General features: G+C 59.3%; 15 protein-coding genes. 10 read left to right on the top strand and 5 right to left on the bottom strand.

All coding sequences use genetic code 11. The annotated features are described in order from the left end of the window. Positions 1–32: 32 nt before the first annotated feature. The 5 genes from H146_RS20640 to H146_RS0106475 all read left to right on the top strand — a co-directional run bounded on the left by H146_RS20640 (position 33) and on the right by H146_RS0106475 (position 6,751). Positions 33–1,316: an NAD(P)/FAD-dependent oxidoreductase gene (locus H146_RS20640; RefSeq protein WP_083920799.1), complete on the top strand. Its 1,284-nt coding sequence runs from the start codon at positions 33–35 to the stop codon at positions 1,314–1,316. Positions 1,317–1,394: 78 nt separating this feature from the next. Continuing rightward, positions 1,395–3,071 carry a sodium:solute symporter family protein gene (locus H146_RS18665; protein ID WP_083920798.1) on the top strand — a complete coding sequence of 559 codons (1,677 nt, stop codon included), beginning with the start codon at positions 1,395–1,397 and terminating at the stop codon, positions 3,069–3,071. A gap of 179 nt (positions 3,072–3,250) precedes the next feature. Then, positions 3,251–3,829 carry a helix-turn-helix domain-containing protein gene (locus tag H146_RS20635; RefSeq protein ID WP_156826723.1) on the top strand — a complete coding sequence of 193 codons (579 nt, stop codon included), beginning with the start codon at positions 3,251–3,253 and terminating at the stop codon, positions 3,827–3,829. Positions 3,830–4,064: 235 nt separating this feature from the next. Next, positions 4,065–5,339 carry a Zn-dependent hydrolase gene (locus H146_RS0106480; protein WP_019951058.1) on the top strand — a complete coding sequence of 425 codons (1,275 nt, stop codon included), beginning with the start codon at positions 4,065–4,067 and terminating at the stop codon, positions 5,337–5,339. Then, positions 5,336–6,751 (top strand): amidase, encoded by a 1,416-nt coding sequence (locus H146_RS0106475; protein ID WP_019951057.1) that lies wholly within the window; start codon positions 5,336–5,338, stop codon positions 6,749–6,751. The genes H146_RS0106480 and H146_RS0106475 overlap by 4 nt, the downstream gene beginning before the upstream one ends. Before the next feature lie 56 nt (positions 6,752–6,807). Here H146_RS0106475 and H146_RS0106470 read toward each other — a convergent pair whose 3' ends face one another. After that, complete coding sequence (locus H146_RS0106470; protein ID WP_019951056.1) at positions 6,808–7,716, bottom strand: LysR family transcriptional regulator; 909 nt, start codon at positions 7,714–7,716, stop codon at positions 6,808–6,810. 96 nt (positions 7,717–7,812) lie between these two features. Between H146_RS0106470 and H146_RS0106465 the strand changes: the two genes are divergently transcribed. Continuing rightward, positions 7,813–8,748, top strand: coding sequence for a DMT family transporter (locus H146_RS0106465; RefSeq protein ID WP_019951055.1), 936 nt, complete (start codon positions 7,813–7,815; stop codon positions 8,746–8,748). 7 nt (positions 8,749–8,755) lie between these two features. On the opposite strand, the gene H146_RS0106460 is transcribed toward H146_RS0106465, so the two are convergent. Genes H146_RS0106460 through H146_RS0106445 form a run of 4 tightly spaced genes read right to left on the bottom strand, consistent with a single transcriptional unit; the run spans position 8,756 to position 15,347 of the window. Beyond that, positions 8,756–9,946 (bottom strand): DUF3322 domain-containing protein, encoded by a 1,191-nt coding sequence (locus H146_RS0106460; RefSeq protein WP_019951054.1) that lies wholly within the window; start codon positions 9,944–9,946, stop codon positions 8,756–8,758. Then, entirely contained in the window at positions 9,943–13,326 is a 3,384-nt protein-coding gene (locus H146_RS0106455; protein WP_019951053.1) for an ATP-binding protein, read from the bottom strand. The genes H146_RS0106460 and H146_RS0106455 overlap by 4 nt, the downstream gene beginning before the upstream one ends. Beyond that, a complete protein-coding gene (locus H146_RS0106450) occupies positions 13,316–13,906 on the bottom strand; it encodes a DUF4194 domain-containing protein (RefSeq protein WP_019951052.1) in 591 nt (196 codons plus the stop codon). The genes H146_RS0106455 and H146_RS0106450 overlap by 11 nt, the downstream gene beginning before the upstream one ends. A gap of 4 nt (positions 13,907–13,910) precedes the next feature. After that, on the bottom strand, positions 13,911–15,347 hold the full coding sequence (locus H146_RS0106445; RefSeq protein ID WP_019951051.1) for a DUF3375 domain-containing protein: 1,437 nt from the start codon (positions 15,345–15,347) through the stop codon (positions 13,911–13,913). Between the two features lie 279 nt (positions 15,348–15,626). On the opposite strand from H146_RS0106445, the gene H146_RS0106440 reads away from it, so the two are divergent. The 4 genes from H146_RS0106440 to H146_RS22100 all read left to right on the top strand — a co-directional run bounded on the left by H146_RS0106440 (position 15,627) and on the right by H146_RS22100 (position 19,104). Next, positions 15,627–16,247, top strand: a complete 621-nt coding sequence (locus tag H146_RS0106440; RefSeq protein WP_019951050.1) for a TetR/AcrR family transcriptional regulator — start codon at positions 15,627–15,629, stop codon at positions 16,245–16,247. Between the two features lie 633 nt (positions 16,248–16,880). Continuing rightward, a complete protein-coding gene (locus H146_RS0106435; RefSeq protein ID WP_342664559.1) occupies positions 16,881–17,189 on the top strand; it encodes an NIPSNAP family protein in 309 nt (102 codons plus the stop codon). Positions 17,190–17,312: 123 nt separating this feature from the next. After that, a complete protein-coding gene (locus tag H146_RS0106430; protein WP_019951048.1) occupies positions 17,313–17,777 on the top strand; it encodes a GNAT family N-acetyltransferase in 465 nt (154 codons plus the stop codon). A gap of 1,183 nt (positions 17,778–18,960) precedes the next feature. Then, complete coding sequence (locus H146_RS22100; protein ID WP_245558695.1) at positions 18,961–19,104, top strand: type II toxin-antitoxin system RelE/ParE family toxin; 144 nt, start codon at positions 18,961–18,963, stop codon at positions 19,102–19,104. The last annotated feature ends 8 nt before the right edge of the window (positions 19,105–19,112 follow it).

Raw genomic sequence — 19,112 nt, 5'->3', positions numbered from 1 at the left:
ATAAAATTCCAATAAAATGAAAAAGGAGGCATATGCAAACCTCATGCAATTGGTGGCGTGCTGATCAGCAGACGTGTAGTGAGCTCACGCCGCTTCAGGAGAATATAAAAACTGACACTCTCATCATTGGTGCAGGGCTGACAGGGCTCTCATGTGCTTATCATCTCGCACTTGAACGGCACATACCTGTAGTCATTGATGCTGGTGATATTGGTTGGGGGGCATCGGGACGTAGCGGTGGACAGATCATTCCTGGCTTGAAAGCTTGTCCGCGTGAAATTGAAGCGCTTTTACCCACAGCGCTGGCAGAAAGGATGAACCAACTGACCGGGCAGGCAGCCGATTACACGTTTTCTCTGATAAAAAGTTTGGATATTAAGTGCCAGGCTCGTCAGGCAGGCTGGATACAGGGGGCGCACTGCAGGAACAGTCTTAAACAAGCTTATAGTCGTGCTGAACAATGGAGGGAGAGGGGAGCGGATGTCACCTTGCTTGATGCCGAAGGAATACGAAAAGAGCTTGGCGGTGGCAACTATACCGGGGGCTGGATCGATCATCGGGGCGGTAATGTTCAACCTTATCTTTATACGTTGGGGCTGGCATCAGCTTGCTTGAGAGCAGGGGTGCAGATTCACATTAACTCGCGTGCTGTGGAAATAAAACGTAGCGGCGGTATTTGGCAAGTTGCATGCAATAATCAGCATATTGTTTGCAAGAATATCGTATTAGCAACCAATGGTTATAGTGATGATTCCCTTGACGACTTAAGAAGATCGATAATTCCGATGGTGTCGTTACAAGGTGCAACCGCACCGTTGAGTATTGAAGATAGGTCAGAAATTATACCAAACAGGCGTTCAGTATCGGAAACCAGGCGTCTGCTCAACTATTATCATGTTGATGCTGAAAATCGATTACTTTTTGGCTCAGCTTCATCTTTCAGAGATCGTCCGAATCGACGCGATAGAATACGTTTAAAAAAAGAAATGGTTCGGATTTTTCCGAATCTTGGGCAATATAATTTCGATTATCTATGGAATGGTAGAGTTGCGGTCACGCGGCAGCATTTACCCATGCTTCATCGTGTCAGGCGTGGTTTGTATACAGGATATGGCTTCAATGGCAGAGGCATGGCGCTGTCCACTCTCATGGGGGATCAACTGGCGCGACTAGTTATGGGGGCAGAAGAGAGTGAGCTTTCTCTGCCATTGACCCTACCGCGTCCCTATACTGGCCATGCTTTACATAGGCCTGTAGCAGAGGCACTTCTTCTTCTATACAGACTGAAAGACAGGGTAGAGGAACGTTTTGCCTGAGACAAAAAGATACACAAACTTATGAAGTTAAATAGCTAATTCCATTTTGCTATAGAAAAATGCAATCGAGAGGTGGTTATGAGTGCTTATGTATGGTCTGTCGTGGTAAGTCTTATCGTCTACTTAGTGGTTGGTGGGTGGGCGGGTAAAGCTGTCAGAAATGTTGATGATTATTTTGTTGCTGGCCGTAATGCGCCGACACTTCTGATCGTGGGTACGTTAGTGGCCAGCTATCTCAGTACAGGTCTTTTTCTGGGAGAGACGGGGTTTGCCTACGATGGCTTTCCTTTTCTTATGTTGGCGCTCTCGACAATTAGTGTTAACGGCAGCTATCTAGGAGCAGTTTTTTTTGGTCGATACCTGAGAAGGAGCGAGGCTCTTACAATACCAGAGTTTTTTGGCAAACGTTTCGATTCCCCAGGGCTGAGACAAATTGCAGGATTGACGACTATTTTTGGAGTGATTCTATACCTTCTGGGCGTTATGCAAGGGATAAGTGTTATGCTTTCCGAGCTGACACACATTTCCTACGAATTATCACTGATAATCGTCTGGTGTGTGTTTACCAGTTTCACCTTTTATTCAGGCTCAAAAGGTGTTTTGTTGACTGACACAATTATGTTTCTCGTTTTTGGGTTTGCCGCTATTGCGGGATCTGTTTTTATTATCCACTCTGTAGGCGGCTGGCAGGGCATTATCGATGGTTTATACCGGATGACTGAAAAGTCGGGTATTGTTGCTTGGCATGGTCATACTGGTGAGGAATCGTTCTTGCCGAAGGCATGGCAGTCTCTACTCTGGCTAATAACGCTTGGCCTGGTCTGGGCTAGTGTATTGGCTGTCAGTCCTTGGCAGAGTGGGCGTCACTTAATGGCAAAGAATGAACAGGTTGTTATCCGCTCTGGAATGATAACGACACTTTCTCTTGCAGTGATTTATCTGCTGCTGATGCCTGCAGCGGCCTCGCTTAATCTTTTTGATGCTGATATTGTGCAATCTGAAAGAGCTATGGTTTGGGCGGCATTAAACGTATTCCCATTTTTGCTGGGTGTGCTGACTCTCTCAGGAATTTTTGCAGCTGGTCTTTCATCCTGCTCAACTTTTCTGTCTTTGGTAGGGTTCAGTCTCGTTAACGATATTTTTGTCAATACAAACCTGCAGGAGAGAACATTGCTCTATAGTCGGCTGTCGATTCTTTTTTCCAGTATTGTTGCACTAGTGCTTGCGCTGATACAGCCGCCTGCGATAATGGCAATAGTTTGGTTTTCAGCGACGCTTTTTGCATCTTCATGGGGGCCGGTCGGTTTTATGAGTATATGGTGTCGCTGGATCACTAAAGAAGGTGCTGTGTGGGGTATGGTGCTGGGTTTTTTGGGTAATCTTATACCTGCGATAATGAACAAGATTGGAATGATATCCTTGCCTGCATTTTTGGATCCCGTTATCTTCGGCGCCTTGTTTTCGGTGGCTGCTATATATTTAATATCCAAGCGCTCTACTCCTACTGAAAAGGCCTTGCAGTACCTTGAAAAACTAACCGAAAAGGGAGATGAAAATCTGCCGGCGAGGGAGAGCAGGTTAACTCTTTTTACGTCGCTATTTATGATGTTGGCCGGAGCGTCAATCTCTCTTTTCATGATTATAAACTATGCTGGTAATATTTCTTCTATCGGTGCTGAGAGCCTTTCTCAAGGCGACATCTTGGGCGGCTATGTAGTCGGTCCTGAAAAACCAAAAATCACCGTGAAATCATGATTATGCGCCTGGATGATGCTCCCTTTGTAACTAATAAGGCGGGGTAAATTTGTGGAGTGGTATAGGCTTTGAGTCTCAAAAATTAGTATTTTTGGACCAGGGCGTTGTTTGACAGGCTAGCTTTATCTGTCACAGCGTGATCGAAGATTTTGGGCTTGGTAACGGGAAGGATAGTTTTTGTGAATGTAGTCGAAGAAAAATCGTTAGGCTCTCGTATCCGAAAAGCAAGAAAATTAAAAAAAATGTCCCTGTCGGAGCTTTCGAAAATTGTCGATGTTTCTGTAGGGCAGCTAAGTCAGATTGAGCGCGACATATCTTCGCCTTCGATCAAGGTGATGCGGTCGATATGTCAATGTCTTGAGCAGCCTATGTTACTTATGCTGGACGATACCGATACAGAGGCCAATGGCGATGCGACCATTATCAAGAAAAGCAAGCGAGGCAGGCTGGAATTTCCGGGTAGAGGTATGCATAAGGAAATCATGACACCTGCCTTCTGCCATGATTTGCAAATTATTGAGACCGTATTGGAACCCGGTGGGGTTTCGGGTGATGATGATTATCAGTTCTCCGGTACCGAAGTAATAGTTGTGCTGGCTGGCTGGCTTGAGGTGATAATGGGTGAAGCCATTTATTTGTTGGATGAGGGTGATACCATTTGCATACCTCATGCTAAGCCTCATCGCTTCAGGAACCCTTGTAATGACAAGAAATCGTGGCTTCTGTGTGCAACGTCACCTGTTTTCTATCCAGGTTAAATCGTAGCCTGGCAGTTCATGCGTTTTTTAAAGGCAATAATGGGCGAATGCAGGGCGGATGCAGCTTCTGAGCTCAACACCGTCAATGCGTTGATGACGAAGCATCATGGTACTGCGCCACCAATTCGCTCATCATCTCAATGGGACACTTGAGATTGAAGCGTTAGAGTCGTATAGAACCGAGCCGGCTCTCTACGCTTCACGCGACCCATTTCCAACAACAAAAGGACCCATCATGACGACATCACAGCCTTTCTCGAATCTTCCCGCCATCGACGGCGACCGGCTCTGGCAGGCGCTGATGGCGTTGGCCACCATTGGCGCCACGGCGAAGGGCGGCAACAATCGCCAGGCGCTCACCGAGCTCGATCGCCAGGGGCGCGAATTGCTGACCCGCTGGTGCGAGGCGGAAGGGCTGGCGGTGCGTTTTGATGCCATCGGCAACCTGTTCGCCCGCCGCGCCGGCCGTGATGACACCGCCGAGCCGGTGGTGATCGGCAGCCATATCGATACCCAACCCACCGGCGGCAAATACGATGGCTGTTTTGGCGTGCTTTCGGCACTGGAGGTGATCCGCACCCTCAATGCCCATGATATTGCCACCCAGCGGCCGATCGAGCTGGTCTCCTGGACCAATGAGGAGGGGTGTCGTTTCGCGCCCTGCATGATGGGGTCCGGGGTGTTCGCCGGTCAGTTGACGCTGGAGGATGCGCTGGCGCGTCGCGACGCCGAGGGCATTACCGCCGGCGAGGCGCTGGAGGCGATCGGTTACGCCGGCGATGACGCCAACCGGCCGGGTCGTTTCGCGGCCTATCTCGAAGCGCATATCGAACAGGGGCCGATTCTCGAGGAGGCGGGTGACCGTATCGGCGTGGTGACCGGCGCACTGGGGCTCAAGTGGTTCGATGTCACCCTGACCGGCATGGCCGCGCACTCCGGCTCGACGCCGATGGATCTGCGCCATAACGCCCTGCTGGGGGCCACTCGGGTGATCGAGGGGGTCGACCGGATCGCGCTGGCGCAGCAGCCCGATGGTCGCGGCACGGTGGGCGCGGTGCAGGTGGCGCCCAATTCGCGCAACGTGATTCCCGAGCGGGTCACGCTGAGCATCGATCTGCGCCACAGCGACGAGGCGGCGTTGAAGACGATGGCCGAGGCGTTTCAGCATCTGCTCGAGGAGGTCGAAGCCGACAGCGAACTGACCGTCGAGGTGACGCCCACCGCCGACTATCCGCCGCAGTATTTTGATACCGACTGCATCGCGGCCGTTCGCGAAGCGGCGCAGGCGGGTGGCTATGCCCATCGTGACATCGTCAGCGGCGCCGGCCACGACGCGGTATTCATCAGTGATATCGCGCCGGCGGCGATGATCTTCATTCCCTGCGAGAAGGGCATCAGCCATAACGAGGCCGAATATGCCAGCCCCGAGGACGTGACCGCCGGTGCCAACGTCCTGCTGCACGCCACCCTGACACTGGCCGGCGTGGCCGGTCGTGGCGAGCCGTCGTGAGCGATCGTCTTCCCACTGCGCTGGCCGAGCTGACCGCCTGTGAGGCTCTGGCACTGTTTGCCCGTGGTGAGCTCTCGCCGCTCGAGCTGACCCGCGACTGTCTCGCGCGTATCGAGCGCTTCAATCCTGTGGTCAATGCCTTCTGTCACGTTGACGCGGAGGGGGCACTGGTCGCCGCCCGCGCCGCCGAGTCGCGCTGGCAGCGGGGTGAGCCGCTGGGGCCGCTGGATGGCGTGCCGAGCACCCTCAAGGACCTGACCCTGACCGTCGGCATGCCTACCCGCAAGGGCTCGACGACGACTTCCGCCGCCGGCCCCTGGCAAGTGGACGCTCCCTTTACCGCCCATATGCGCGCTGCCGGGGCGGTGCTGCTGGGCAAGACCACCACGCCGGAGTTCGGCTGGAAGGGGGTCACCGACAATCCGCTCTACGGCATTACGCGCAACCCCTGGCACCCCGAACTGACCGCCGGCGGCTCCTCCGGCGGTGCCGCCGCCGCGGCGGCGCTCAATCTGGGCATGCTGCATCAGGGCAGCGACGCCGGCGGCTCGATCCGCATTCCCTGCAGCTTTACCGGCATCTTCGGTCTCAAGCCCACCTTTGGCTGGGTGCCGCAGTGGCCGGCCAGCGCCATGACCACGCTGTCGCACCTGGGGCCGATAACCCGCAGCGCCGTCGACAGCGCGCTGCTGCTGTCGGTGGTCGCCCGCCCCGATGCCCGCGACGGTTACGCCGGCCCTGCCTGTCCCGTCGACTGGCTGGCCGCTCCGCCGGACGATCTCGACGGCCTGCGTGTGGCCTATAGCCGCGATCTCGGTTACGCCGAGGTCGCCCCGGATATCCTGCGCGCGGTGGAGGCGGGCGTCGCCGAGCTGCGTGCGCTGGGGGCGCATGTGGAGGAGGTCGACCCGGGTTTCGCGTCGCCGAAGGCGAGCTTCGATACCCTCTGGCATGCAGGCGCCTCGCGGCTGCTCGATGGTCTGAGCGAGGCGCAGCGCGACGCCCTCGACCCCGGCCTGCGGGCGATCGCCGAGCGCGGCAAGCGCCTCACACTGACGGACTATCTTGCCGCCCGCGAAGCGCGTGCGGCGCTGGTCGCCCATATGGCCGACTTTCATCGCCGCTTCGACCTGCTGGTGACGCCCACGCTGCCGCTGGCGCCCTTCGCGGCCGGCCATGAGGTGCCGCCGGGTAGCGATTATGACGACTGGGTCGACTGGACGCCGTTCAGCTATCCCTTCAACCTCACCCAGCAGCCGGCAGCGTCCATGCCCTGCGGCCTCGATGATCGCGGGCTGCCGGTAGGGCTGCACATTGTCGGCCCGCGCTACCGCGATGACCGGGTGATGGCGGTGGCGCGGCTGCTGGAGGCCCGCCTGCCGCGATGCCTGCCGCCGATGGCGCATGCTTGAGCGGCGAGCGGCGCCAGGGGGGCGATATGATTGGATGGTATTTGTGGGACACCATACTAGCCACGCTCGGACGTTCGACTTGCGCGAAAATGGTCGATAAAGGCCCTTAGCAGACCGAGTTCCTGCAATGCCCTGGGGAAGTAGAGGAAGAAGCCTGGCCGGGGTGGCGTGAACTCTGCCAGCACCTGAATGAGTGCCCCGCTTGCCAGCTCCTCCTGAACCCCGCTTTTCAGCGACCAGCCGATGCCCAGCCCTCGCGTCGCAGCGTCGACGATGCTGCGCAGGTCGTCGAAAATCAGTGTGCCGCGGGGTTCGATAGTGAGTGCTTCTTGCGCTGTCACGAAGCGCCAGTCGGCGATCCGGCCGGCGCTGGGCTGCCGATAGCGGATGCAGGTGTGTTCGAGCAGCGCTTGCGGGGTGGCGGGCATGCCGTGGCGACGAAGATAGGTAGGGGCCGCCACGTAAGCCGCTGCCTCGGACGCCGACAGGCGAATGGCGACCATGTTGTCCTGAAGGTGGTCGCCCAGGCGTATGCCGGCGTGAAAGCCGTCGGCGATGATATCGGTCAGCGCCTCGTCGATCGTCAGATCGAGTTCGATGCCGGGGTTGGCGGCCTGAAACTCGGCAATCCCTGGTGCCACGATCGTCTGCCAGGCCCGGAAGGGCAGGCTGATGCGCAAGCGTCCGGCACGTGCCCTTGCTGCATTTCGGGTGTTTTCCAGTGTTTCCTCGAGGGCGCCCAGCAAGTGGCTGCTGCCCGCATAGAGTGCCTGCCCCGCCTGGGTCAGTGCTACCGAGCGGGTACTGCGTGTGAAAAGCGGTACGCCGAGACGTTCCTCGAAGGCCTTCAACTGCTGCGATACCGCCGGCGGATTGACGCCGAGCGCGCGTGCCGCAGCCCGCAGCGAGCCCTGATCGGCGATGGTCATGAAGGTCTGCAGGGCGTGGAGGTCGTTACGTTCCATTGTTCGATTTTATGAAATTTTGTGGGTGGATAAAGGCGACTATACGATATTATGTCCCCTTGAAACACTGGGCTCTCACTTGCCGGGAGCCTTGCCATGTTCCAACAGAAACATTTTTCATCTGCAGTCACCGGCGGCGTCTTGACCATCCTCGCCACGGTGTTTGCCATGGCGCTTGCCGATGCGATCGTCAAATATGCCAGTACCGACATGACGCTATGGCAGATCTATGTGCTGCGCTCGCTGGCGGTCGTGCCGGTTTTGGCGTTACTGGCTTGCGGTCGTGTGCGGGTGCCCGGGCTGGGCTGGATTCTGCTGCGCAGCCTGGCGCTGTCATTGATGTATCTGGGCATCTACGCGGCGTTGCCACTGCTGGATCTGTCCGTCGTCGCGGCCTCGCTGTACACTGCGCCGCTGTTCATCACGTTGCTGGCGGCCATCTTTCTGCGCGATCCAATCAACCCGGGTCATTGGGTCGCGATGTTCATGGGGTTTCTGGGCGTCGTGCTGATCGTGAAACCCGGCGGCATCGGTTTCACGCCCTTTGCGCTCCTCCCCGTTAGCGCGGCGCTGCTGTATGCGATTGCCGCCGTATTAACCCGTGCCAAATGCCAACTGACACCGGCACCTGTGCTGGGATTCTGGTTGAACGTGACGCTGCTGGCGATGGGGACGACTATCAGCTGTGCCATCGTTTCCACGCAGGGCGCGGATAATGTCTATCCTTTCCTGCTCGGCAACTGGAGCCGGATGAGCGCTCGCAACTGGATGGTGATCGCCACCCTGGCCACCCTGATGGTCGGCATCAGCATCGGCCTGGCCAAAGCCTATCAATCGCCGCGACCGCATGTGATTGCCGCCTTCGATTATGCCTTCCTGATTTTCGCGGCGTTGTGGGGTTTCGTCTTCTTCGGGGAAGTTCCCGATGGCTGGACTCTGCTCGGGATGACATTGATCGCCGTGGCGGGAATGCTCGCGCTGCGTGCCAATGCAGTGGCGGAGAAGGTGAGGGGGAGTGGTGAGATGCAGTGATTGACGACTATGGGAGCGTGCCCAGCGCCTGCCGCAACCAGCGCTGGGCGATATGCTCCTGCTCCAGGCGTAGCGCCGCTGCCAGCCGGTCGTCGCGAAGTGTTGCGAACAGCGCGTTTTCGGTGTCGCTCAGATGATCGAGTGTTCCGGTGAAGCGCTTGTCCGCGGCCTCTCGCCCCCAGACCGGCCGGTGCGCCTCGAGCGTGGCCTGGTCCATCAGCAGGGAGTGTGCGTGCGGAAAGGCGCGGCGGAAGCGGTCGAGAATCGCGAAACCGTGGGTGTCGATGTCGCCCCAGTAATAGAGCCTTTTGTCGGTCAGCCAGGGGAGGCGGCACAGCGACTCGACCCGATAGCCCAGACCGAAGATCACCAGGGCGTTGGAGAATGGCGGGAAGGCCAGGCCGTTGATCTCGTTTTCGGTGATGAAGACAGTATCGGCGCCCGGGTCCAGGCGGGCGAGTTGCTCCACCGGCAGTGTCAGATCGGTGAGCCCCTGAATCGCCAGCCGCTCGTCCAGCACCCGCAAACGCACCAGCGGTGGCTTGTCGAGTAGTCCATAGCGGCGGTTGAAACCGCGCACCCCGGTCGCTCGCGGATCGATCGCCGCCGCCGGCAGCACGGCGTCGAGCAGTTCGGCAAGCAGGCCGCGGTGGGTCTCGATGAATTTGGTGTGGATGCCCGGAATGTCCAGTTCGCGCAGATAGACGCCGGGTCTCGGATGGGCCTGGAACCAGGCCAGCACGGCGAGCAGGTCGTCCCAGTGCGGTTCGTGCTCGAGCGCGCGCAGCGGGCGTTGTCGCAGCCAGTCGCGCAGGGCGGGGAAGGTCGTCAGGGTGTGCTCGGCGAGGCGGGTAAAACGTGCTGCGTCGCTACGTCGGCCGAGCCAGCGCAGGGCGTCCTCTTCGCTGTCCACGCTGATGGCGTCGGGCAGGTCGTTGGCGCCCTGTACCCGGTGGCGATGCCGTCGCCAGTGCACCCTGTAGCCGAATCCCTTGTGCTCCACGGACCCCTGGCGCAGGGCGCGCACCCAGTCGGCGACATCCGCGAAGCGTTCGGTGAGATCCCGGGCGCCGGGCTTGCGTAGTCGCAGGGTCAGCGGAAACAGCGGTTCGCTGTCCAGCCGCGCGCGAAGTATGTCGCCGCGCTGCCAGTACTTGTCCATCTGCTGTTTCAGGTCGGCCGGTGACGTCCAGTTCATGGCTGCAGGCGAATCTGTTCACGGGCGGTTTTTTCTGCCTGGTACTCCTCGATGCTGAGGTTGCGCACCAGGGATTCGCGGCCCTCGCGGTTGTGCACGAAGCCCACGCTGTGCACATAGGGCTCGATGATGTGAATCTTCTGCAGCGGTGTGACGATCAGCAGTTGCAGATTCAACCGCTTGAACAGCTCCAGCCCGTAGCGGGCGGACTCGTCGGAGCCGCGTCCGAAGGCCTCGTCGATGACCACGAAGCGGAACGAACGCGAACGTTGCTCACCCCACTCGAGGCCGAATTGGTAGGCGAGACTGGCGGCGAGCACGGTGTAGGCCAGCTTCTCCTTCTGGCCGCCGGATTTGCCGCCGGAATCGGAATAGTGCTCGTATTCGCGGTCGTCCTCGCGCCAGCGTTCCGAGGCGGAGAACACGAACCAGTTGCGCACGTCGGTAACTTTCCGGGTCCAGCGCTTGTCCAGCTCGCCGGTGCCCTCGCGCCCCCGGAAGCGTTCGATGATGCGTTTCACCTGCAGGAACTTCTGCTCGGTGTACTGCGCTTCCTCGTTGCCGCTGAGCGCATCCTCGGTGCAGGCGCGCAGTTCCTGCTGAAAGTCGCGCACCTCGCTGTCGGTGGTGGATTCCGCCAGCAGGGTGATGTAGCGGCCCGGATTGTAGTCGATGCCCTTCAGCGAACGGTTGATGATGCCGATGCGCTCGCGGATCGCCTGGCGCTCCTTGTGCAGCTGGCCCTGAAACGCCGCCACCTCGCGGATGGTGTTCTCATTGAGCAGGGCCTTGAAACGGCGCTCGAAGCGCGGCAGGTCGTCGCGCTGCAGCTCTTCCAGCATGGCGCGGTAATCGCCGCCGGCGGCCAGGGTGGCGTCCACCTCGCGGCTTTCCAGCGGCCATTGGTGATGGTGGCGCTGCATGGCGCTAACGATCCGCTCGCTCAATGCCTTGAGCTGTTTGTCATGCTGGTCGATCTGCCTTTGCAGCCAGTCGCGCAGTTCGCTTTGCTGGTTGTCGCAGGCTTCCACCGTCAGGGAGCGCCCGGCCAGTGCCTCGTCGCGGTAGCCCGCGAGAGTCTCGAAGCAGGCGCGCTGAACCTCGTCGGCTTCGGCGAGCAGGGCGGCGCTCTCTTCGCGCTGGGCGGTGGCGGTGTCGCGCTTGTTGCGGTTGGCGCCTTCGTCTCGGCCCAGGGCCGAAAGCGCCGCTTCGGTCTCCTGAAGACTGTTTTCCAGTGCTGCGAGCTGCTGTTCCAGTTCCCGCAGTAGATCGTTGGCGGCCTCCAGGGTCTGGCGCTCGTTTTCCAATTGCTCCAGTTGGCGTGCCATGGGTGTCCAGTCCAGCTCCTCGAAGTCGCTGAACATGGCCAGTTGGCTCAGCTTGCCCTGGGCGTCTTCCAGGGTCTGGCGCTCGTTTTCCCGGTGTTGCATGCGCTCGGTCAGTTCCCGGCCGCGCCGCGCCAGGGAGTCCGCCTCTGCCGCCAGGGCGCGGATCTTGGCCTGATTGTCCCAGCCCAGTATGTAGCGGCTGGCGTCGTCGATACGATGACGATCGTCCTTTTCATGGCGCCCACCCGGCGCCTTGGTCTGCCCGGCGCGGGTGATGGCGCGCTGCTCGCGGCGGAAGCGGGTCAGGTCCGTGCAGCAGACGTAATCGAAACGCCGCGCCAATTCGTGTTCCAGCCAGGGGTAGAAGGCACTCTCCGGCTGGATGCGCAGCTTGTTCACCAGCGAGTCCGGCACCACCGTCGGTGCCTCGCCCTGCGGCTCGCGCACCCGGAAGTACACCAGTCGACCTCGCAGGTGGGTGCGCTCGACCCAGTCGCTGACCCGCTCGTAGAGGGTGTCCGGCACCAGCAGTGACAGCCCGAAGTTGTGCAGCAGGCGCTCGATGGCGCCTTGCCAATCGCGTTCCTCGGCGGGTACCTGCAGCAGCTCGCCGACGAAGGGGATGTCGTCCGCGTCGAGTTGCAGCGCTTCGCACAGCGCGTCACGAATCGCCAGTACTCGGCCGGGGATGTTGGAGCGCCGCTGGCGCAGCGACGCGAGTTCCGTTTCCAGTTCGCCGTGCTGGTCATTCAGGGTATGCAGGTTGGCGCCGGCTTCGTTGATGTGGTTCTGCAGCTGGGCGCGCTGTTCCTGCAACGCTTGCTGGCGCTGCTCGCGCTGGCGGCGGTTGTCGACGAAAATATCCAGCGTGTCGGCATCGGGCAGCGACAGGGCCTGCGCCAGCTCGCGATACTGCTGCGCCTTGTGCTGGCGCTGCTGTTTCTGCCGCTGGCAGGCCTGTATCTCCGTTTTCAGCCGCTGAAGGCGGTCGCCGCCGTTGTCGGCGATGGACTGGCGTAGCTCGTCGCGGCGCGCCTGTTGATCGCGGCGCTGGCCCTCCAGGGCGGTGCGCCGGTGGGCCAGGCGCTCCGCCTCGGTGGCCAGATTATCCAGGCGCTTGTCGAGCAGGTCTCGCTTCAGACCGGCGAACCAGGGGCGTAGGGCATCGCGGCTCTGGCGCAGCTCGGCCACCTGGCGCTCGCGTTCGTCATGGCGGTCCAGGTCGGCCACCAGCGGTTCGAGCAGCTCGATGCGCCGGCGCGCCTTGAGGACTGCCTCGTGGGCGCGATTGAGATCGTCGAAGTGGCGGATCAGCGCCTCGATGCGTTCGCCCACCGGGAAGGGCTCGAGCATGTGATCGCGCACGAAGTGGGTGATGTTGTCCACCGACTTCATGGAGACGGTTTGATTGAACAGCTCCATCGCCTGGTCGTTGTCGATGCCGAAGCGGCGACGAAAGGCGGCGCCGTAGGCGGGAAAGGCATCGAACACCTCGACGCCGTTTTGCTTTTTCAGCCGCTTTTTCAGGTCGGCGATATCGCTGCCGAAATCGGCGAAGTCGCCGGCCAGGGTCAGCGCGCGGTCGGCCACCACATGGAAGCGCTCCGGCTGGCCGGCGCTGTCCTTGATCCAGAACACCTGGGCGAGCGTCACGTGCTGGTCGTAACCGGCGTTATGGAAGTGGCCGAGAATCACCGAGTAGCTGTTGTGATCACGCAGTGCCACGGCCCTGGCGGATAGCCCGGTCTCACTGCGTTCGGCCTTGTAGTAGCCCAGCACATAGGAACGCAGCGAACGCTCCCTGCTCTCGGCACCGGCGGCCTTGTTGTAGGTAATGCGCTGCGACGGCACCAGCAGGGTGGTGACCGCGTCCACCAGGGTGGACTTGCCCGAACCGATGTCGCCGGTGAGCAGGCTGTTGTCCCCCTGCGGGTTCAGCGCCCATACCTGATGGTCGAAGGTGCCCCAGTTGAGCACCTCCAGCCGCTGCAGGCGAAAGCCGGCCTGTTTGTTGGAATCCGCGAAATCCAGTCCCAGCGTCTCATTTTGCATCGGCGTGCTCCCGGTACTCCTGAAGGCGCTGTTCGAACTCCCCCAGCCACTGGGCGTCGACGAACGACTGCAGGATGCGGCGCACTTCGTAGCGGTCGTGCTGACCGCGCAGCCGGCGCAGAAAGCCCAGCTCGATCACCTTGTTGATGTCGCCCTGCACGCGGTCCACCAGTTTCGCTTCGTTGGCGGTATCGGGCAGAAACAGGCGCACCAGTTCCACGATCTGCTGCTGGGTGAGGATCAGCCGCGGATGCTCGCCGCTGGCATCGTGCTCGGCGAGTTTCTTGCGCAGCAGCGCCAGCAACAGGCTGACCGGGTAGGAGAGCTGGCGGCGCGGCACCAAACGCGGCACTCCGGAGTCCTCCTCGCCACCTGTCACCTGGCGCAGATAGGCGTAGCCTTCCGTTTCGTCGAGGGCCAGCTCCAGGCCCAGTACCGCTACGTAATCGCGCACCCGACCCTGCAGGGTCATCAGCGCCTGCCACAGCGTCTCCTGCTGGTCGCGATAGAGCACGCCCTTGAGCAGGTGGATCAAGAGCGGTGAGAGGTCGGAGGGGGTATCGGTTTGACTGTCGCTCATATCATCACCGGCTGAAAATTACATCGGGAACGGTGGCGCGGCGCAGTCTGCCATGGCCGTCGTACCAGCTCACTTCGCACGCGTTGGTGTCATCGATCATCGCTCCGGGGTCGTCGGCGGCCAGCGCCAGCCAGGCCACCAATTCCGCCAGGCCGTGCTCCAGGGGGCTGTGTTCCAGCAGCGCCGCCAGACTGATCTGATCGCGGGTCTGTAAAAAGCGCTGCAGCCGCGAGCGCAGTGCTGCCCGGTCGACGTAGAACTGATCGAACAGCGCGTCGGCCTCCAGGTCGGCATCGCCGGTGGCCAGGCAGCGCTGTTCGATGCGCGGCTTCAGCGGCGGCCGATACAGGGGCCGCTCCAGGGGTAGCGTTACTGCCGGTGCCGGGGCGTCCAGAGGCATTCCCGGCGCCCGGGCCGGCGCCTCGCGCAGCGCCAGGGCGTGCTGTTCTACCCCGTGCAGTAGCTGCATGATACGCCGATTCTCCAGCCACGCCTGGTCGTCCAGGTAGCGGCGCAACTGCTCGGAGAGCCGAGCCACCGTGCGCAGCGTGGCCTCACCGGCCTCCAGCCAGTCGTAGTGCACTCTGTGCAAGCGCGGGTCGGGTGCCAATTCGCGTACCGGGTTCAGCGCCATCACCTTCTCCAGCAGCGCGGAGAGCTCCTCCTGCCGACTCGGTGACATCAAAAAATCCCAGAACGCGCGAAAGGTGCGACCCTGGTCGGTGTCGGTGATGGCGTCGTGCTCGCCGAATACTTCTTCCAGCATCGAGCCCTTGCCGCCGTCCCAGGCGGCGACCTTTTCGCGGACCTGGCGATCCAGATCGCGGAAGTTCTGCTCCACCTGGCGAAAATCCGCCAGCAGGGCGCGGGCGGTATCCGACATCTGCAAAAAACGCTCGCGCAGCCGGGTGTCGTCCATCATCCGCAAGCGGCCCTGGTTGATCTCCTCGATCTCCTGCTCGATGGCCTGTTTGCGCCGATTCAGTTCCGCGATGCGCGCTCGTGGATCGGTCTCGCTGCCCTCGTTGATTTCGCGCAGCAGCTCGAACACCGTCAGCAGCCGCGATTCCGCGCCGATAAAGCGTTGTCCCTGCAACGACATCAGCCACTGCACCGCCTTTTCCGTGGCGGGGGCCAGATCGTAATGGGGCTCGTCGCTGTCGTGGGGATAATACTTGCGCAACCAGCCGCGTTGATCGGCTGCCCAGTCGTTCAGATACTGTCCCGCCGCTTTCGGAAAGGCCTCCTCGCCCAACCGCTCGCGCAGGTGGAACAGAAAATCCTCCAGCCGCGACGCCAGTTCGGCCTCGGCGAAAGTGCGCTGGTTCGGCGCAATGAAATAACGGTGCAGGAACGCGGCCACCAGCGGCCCGTGGTCGGCGGCCAGCAGCCGCCAGCCCGGGTGCTGACGGCGCAGGGTAGTGAGAAAGTCGTAGTCCATAAATGCTCAGCGAGAGCGGCGACACCCGTAAACCGACAATGTTGCCGGCTGCGGATAGCGATGACAACACAATCAAGGTGTCTCTCTTTCGCCGAGTGCAGATGATGGTCGTAAAAAACCTGGCCAGACGTGAACGCCACCCGCTACCCTGGGGTAACCCACGTCAGCCCCGACCGACGGTGCTGGACGCCTGAGTAATGGCGCAAGTGTCAGGCTTCGCCGGAAGGATCGGTGTTAGACTCGGCTGCCAGGCGGGCACAACCAGAGTCGGGGCACTGCATGGCAAAGCGCAAGAGCGAGATTCGTCAGCGCAATATCGACAATATCCTGCTGGCGGCCGAGCAGGTGTTTGCCGAAAGGGGCTACGCCGGCGCCTCGATGGCCGAGATCGCGCGATTGGCCGGCATTCCCAAATCCAATGTGCACTACTACTTCTCGACCAAGCAGGAGCTCTACCGCGAAGTGCTGCTGGGGCTGCTCGAAATCTGGAAGCAGGATGCCCTCTGCTTCGAGATGTATGACGACCCGCGCATCGTGCTGTCGACCTATATTCGCGCCAAGATGACCCATTCGCGCACCCGCGCCGCCGGCTCGAAGGTATGGGCCACCGAGGTCATGCAGGGCGGGGCGGTGCTGGGCGACTACCTGCGCGACAACCTCTACGGGTGGGCCAGACAGATCGAGGCGCGGATTCAGCGCTGGATCGACGCGCAACTGATTCTACCCGTCGCCCCCGCCTATCTGCTTTATATGATCTGGGCGTCCACCCAGCATTACGCTGACTTCGACTATCAGATCTCCCTGCTCAATGACGATGCCCCGCTCGATGACCTGCAGTTCGAGCACGCCGTGCAGACGGTGACCAGCACGATTCTGCGCGGTATCGGGCTGTCGCCGTGAGTGGCGCCCATGCGCCATTGTCGACCGGTTTGGCGCATGGGCAGGGAGACGGCGTGATTGAAGCGCGACGTGAAACAGGAGGTCATACTGTCTTTTGCTGACACCCGCCATTAAGATGGAAGCCTCTGCTCAAGGACATGGCGATAGAGGAACACGATGGCTTTCAGCGCCTGGTGCTGTGTAGCCGCCACCACATAGTGCGAGGTGTTCCGGGAAAGCCTTCACTTCAGGGGCATCCATGCTGACGGGGTGACGCATGCCATGAAAGCGAATGAAGTAGCGTATCCAGCAGGCAGAGCATCATGGCCGCAATGGATTTGGCTATCCGAGAGTGGAATTTCTCACGGATGATAAAGGGTTAAGCGAACTTGTAAAATGCTTTAAGCCTAAAGCTGTTAAGCACCAACACATGGCAGATGGTCGAGAGTCTAGAATTACTATGACTGTAGACTTGGTAAAGCTTCTAACTGAAGCCACGGAAGTTGAGCGTAGGGCTATTACGGACATAGTGTTGTCGATAGATCATGGCGATGATCAGATTAATCACTAACCAGTGGTTCAACCCGACAAATCATTCCGTGCTGCGCACTCCATAATTTGCAGGTTAACCAAGCGTTATGTATTGAAGGAGACATGATGGTTACTTGCTGTCTGCGGTATGTGATCGACCCGCTGAAAGTGGCGGATTTCGAACACTACGCAAAGCTTTGGATACCTCTTGTAGAGAAATTTGGCGGTCAACACCATGGTTATTTCCTGCCGCATGAGGGCGCGAACAACATTGCTGTTGCAATGTTTTCGTTCCCGAGCCTCGCGGAATACGAAGCCTATAGGGCGAAGGCTTCAACCGATCCAGAGTGCCAAGCAGCTATGGAGCATTACGAAAAGACCCAGTGCTATTTCAGCTATGAACGGTCGTTTATGAGGCCCGTTTTCGACTAAGAGAACATAACGAATCGCTGCAGTTGGCCGCCCAAAACGGTGCCGCGCTTTGGGTTGCCTACGCAGCCGCCTAGCTGCTTCGGCCGGTAACTGAGCTTTGGCGTTAGCCTCACAGGAGCAATAATGCATATCCGTCGCTTTCGTATTGGTGAAGAGCGTGAGCTTTTCGAGGTCTTTCACTCGGCGATTCATCTTGTTGCAAGCCGCGACTACACACCGGAGCAGATTAATGCCTGGGCACCGGTAAGCCTGGATCAGGAGCTTTGGGTACGGAAGATTCGTGATATCAAGCCATTTGTCGCAGAGATTGGCGGAAAGATTGTTGGTTATGCTGACGTGCAGCCTTCCGGCTATATCGATCACTTTTTCGTCTCAGGATATCATCCAGGTCAGGGAGTCGGAAGGTTATTGATGTCAACTCTTCACAGTGAGGCAGTCTCGCTTGGTTTGACAGAACTGACGTCCGACGTTAGTCGGACGGCACAGCCTTTCTTTGAAAAATTCGGGTTTTATATAAGTGAGCGACGGGCGCCCGAGTTACGGGGAGTAGTCGTTCCTAACGCACTCATGCGTAAGGTTTTGCCGTGACGAGGCTTAACCAGACCATTAAGTTCGCGCACTCCGTGCGTCGGCCCTCGTTTCACTCGGCCGCTTATGGCGCGCGTTAGGAAAACGCTGAATAAATCGCCGAACGAGATGAAGGGCAAGGCGCACGGAACGCAGAAGGCGAAAAGGAGTGGTGCGCCCTCCGTTCAAGTTCAAGCAGGCCAATGGCACCGGCTCGTTGGCGGTTACCCAGGAGCGCATCATCGGATGCCGGTTTGCTGCTCCGCTATGCGGTCCGTTATGATACCCGGTGACCGGTTCATTCAGCAGCCACCGAAAGGCAACGGCGCGAGCTTAGCCATAGAATATCGCCTCCCACGTCTCCCGGCTCAGTGATCTGGCAGTGCGCGTACACGTTGTTCCTCGACGACAAGTGAAATTTCCGCAGCCGAACAAGCGGATGCAGTCGACGAACCCGCGTCCATATTTTCGGCACTCTGCGGGTTGTGGCGCGGCGGATTCGCGCCTGATCCTTGAACGTTAGGTGTTCTTATAACGTGGCAAAAGATCCTTACGTAACGTACGTCAACGCTCTTGGCGTTGCAGTCGCCTGGCTCGGGGCCGTGTTTGGTCCAATGTTTCTGGTAGTGGGCTTACATGGTGATTCATTCACACACATCTCAATTGGCGGCGGTCTGCTTATAGTTGTGTTAGTAGCTATCCGAGAGGGCTTCAAGGGGCTCCGTCTTGGAATCAAATCCACCTTTTTCGCGTCGAGCGTTGTTCCCTTGGTTCTTCTTCCTGTGGGGGTTGGCTTGGCGTACTTTTCTGCAGAAACTGTCTCGGACAGCTGTCTTGATTCAGGCGGCAGCTTCAACTATCAAACCTGTGAATGCGATTACTCTCAAAATCACGAGATAACGTCGGAGCACTCATGTTGGTAGTAGGAACACCTAACAACACGTTGCAGGTGACGTTTGACCCGCTGCGCACTTTTGCTGCCGCAAAGGCTCGCATCGCCTCAAACGCACCTGAGCGTGGGCGTTATGTGCGATTGACACCCGATACGTTGCAGGTCACGCTCACAGCATGATTAGAAGCTTCAATCACAAGGGCTTGGCCAAATTTTTCAAGTCCGGCAGCACCGCAGGGATCCAGGCCGCTCATGCGAAGAGGCTTCGACTGACTTCCTGGTAGGCTAAATGCAGCATCTGACGTCAAAGATATGGACTTGCCAGGCCTTCGGCTGCACGAACTCTCGGGGAATCGCGCTGGAATTTGGTCAGCAACGGTCAGTGGTAAATGGCGCGTGACCTTCCGGTTCGAGGACGGAGACGCCGAGATAGTGAACTACGAAGATTACCACTGAGGTATCGC

The organism is Kushneria aurantia DSM 21353 (genome assembly GCF_000382245.1).
GTDB lineage: Bacteria > Pseudomonadota > Gammaproteobacteria > Pseudomonadales > Halomonadaceae > Kushneria > Kushneria aurantia.
This window is presented reverse-complemented; position numbering and strand designations above follow the sequence as displayed.

Bases quoted from the DNA above. Each gene is read 5' to 3' on its own strand.
- H146_RS20640 (WP_083920799.1), top strand. From the start codon at position 33: ATGCAAACCTCATGCAATTGGTGGCGTGCTGATCAGCAGACGTGTAGT.
- H146_RS18665 (WP_083920798.1), top strand. From the start codon at position 1,395: ATGAGTGCTTATGTATGGTCTGTCGTGGTAAGTCTTATCGTCTACTTA.
- H146_RS0106480 (WP_019951058.1), top strand. From the start codon at position 4,065: ATGACGACATCACAGCCTTTCTCGAATCTTCCCGCCATCGACGGCGAC.
- H146_RS0106470 (WP_019951056.1), bottom strand. From the start codon at position 7,716: ATGGAACGTAACGACCTCCACGCCCTGCAGACCTTCATGACCATCGCC.
- H146_RS0106465 (WP_019951055.1), top strand. From the start codon at position 7,813: ATGTTCCAACAGAAACATTTTTCATCTGCAGTCACCGGCGGCGTCTTG.
- H146_RS0106460 (WP_019951054.1), bottom strand. From the start codon at position 9,946: ATGAACTGGACGTCACCGGCCGACCTGAAACAGCAGATGGACAAGTAC.
- H146_RS0106455 (WP_019951053.1), bottom strand. From the start codon at position 13,326: ATGCAAAATGAGACGCTGGGACTGGATTTCGCGGATTCCAACAAACAG.
- H146_RS0106450 (WP_019951052.1), bottom strand. From the start codon at position 13,906: ATGAGCGACAGTCAAACCGATACCCCCTCCGACCTCTCACCGCTCTTG.
- H146_RS0106445 (WP_019951051.1), bottom strand. From the start codon at position 15,347: ATGGACTACGACTTTCTCACTACCCTGCGCCGTCAGCACCCGGGCTGG.
- H146_RS0106440 (WP_019951050.1), top strand. From the start codon at position 15,627: ATGGCAAAGCGCAAGAGCGAGATTCGTCAGCGCAATATCGACAATATC.
- H146_RS0106435 (WP_342664559.1), top strand. From the start codon at position 16,881: ATGATGGTTACTTGCTGTCTGCGGTATGTGATCGACCCGCTGAAAGTG.
- H146_RS0106430 (WP_019951048.1), top strand. From the start codon at position 17,313: ATGCATATCCGTCGCTTTCGTATTGGTGAAGAGCGTGAGCTTTTCGAG.
- H146_RS22100 (WP_245558695.1), top strand. From the start codon at position 18,961: ATGGACTTGCCAGGCCTTCGGCTGCACGAACTCTCGGGGAATCGCGCT.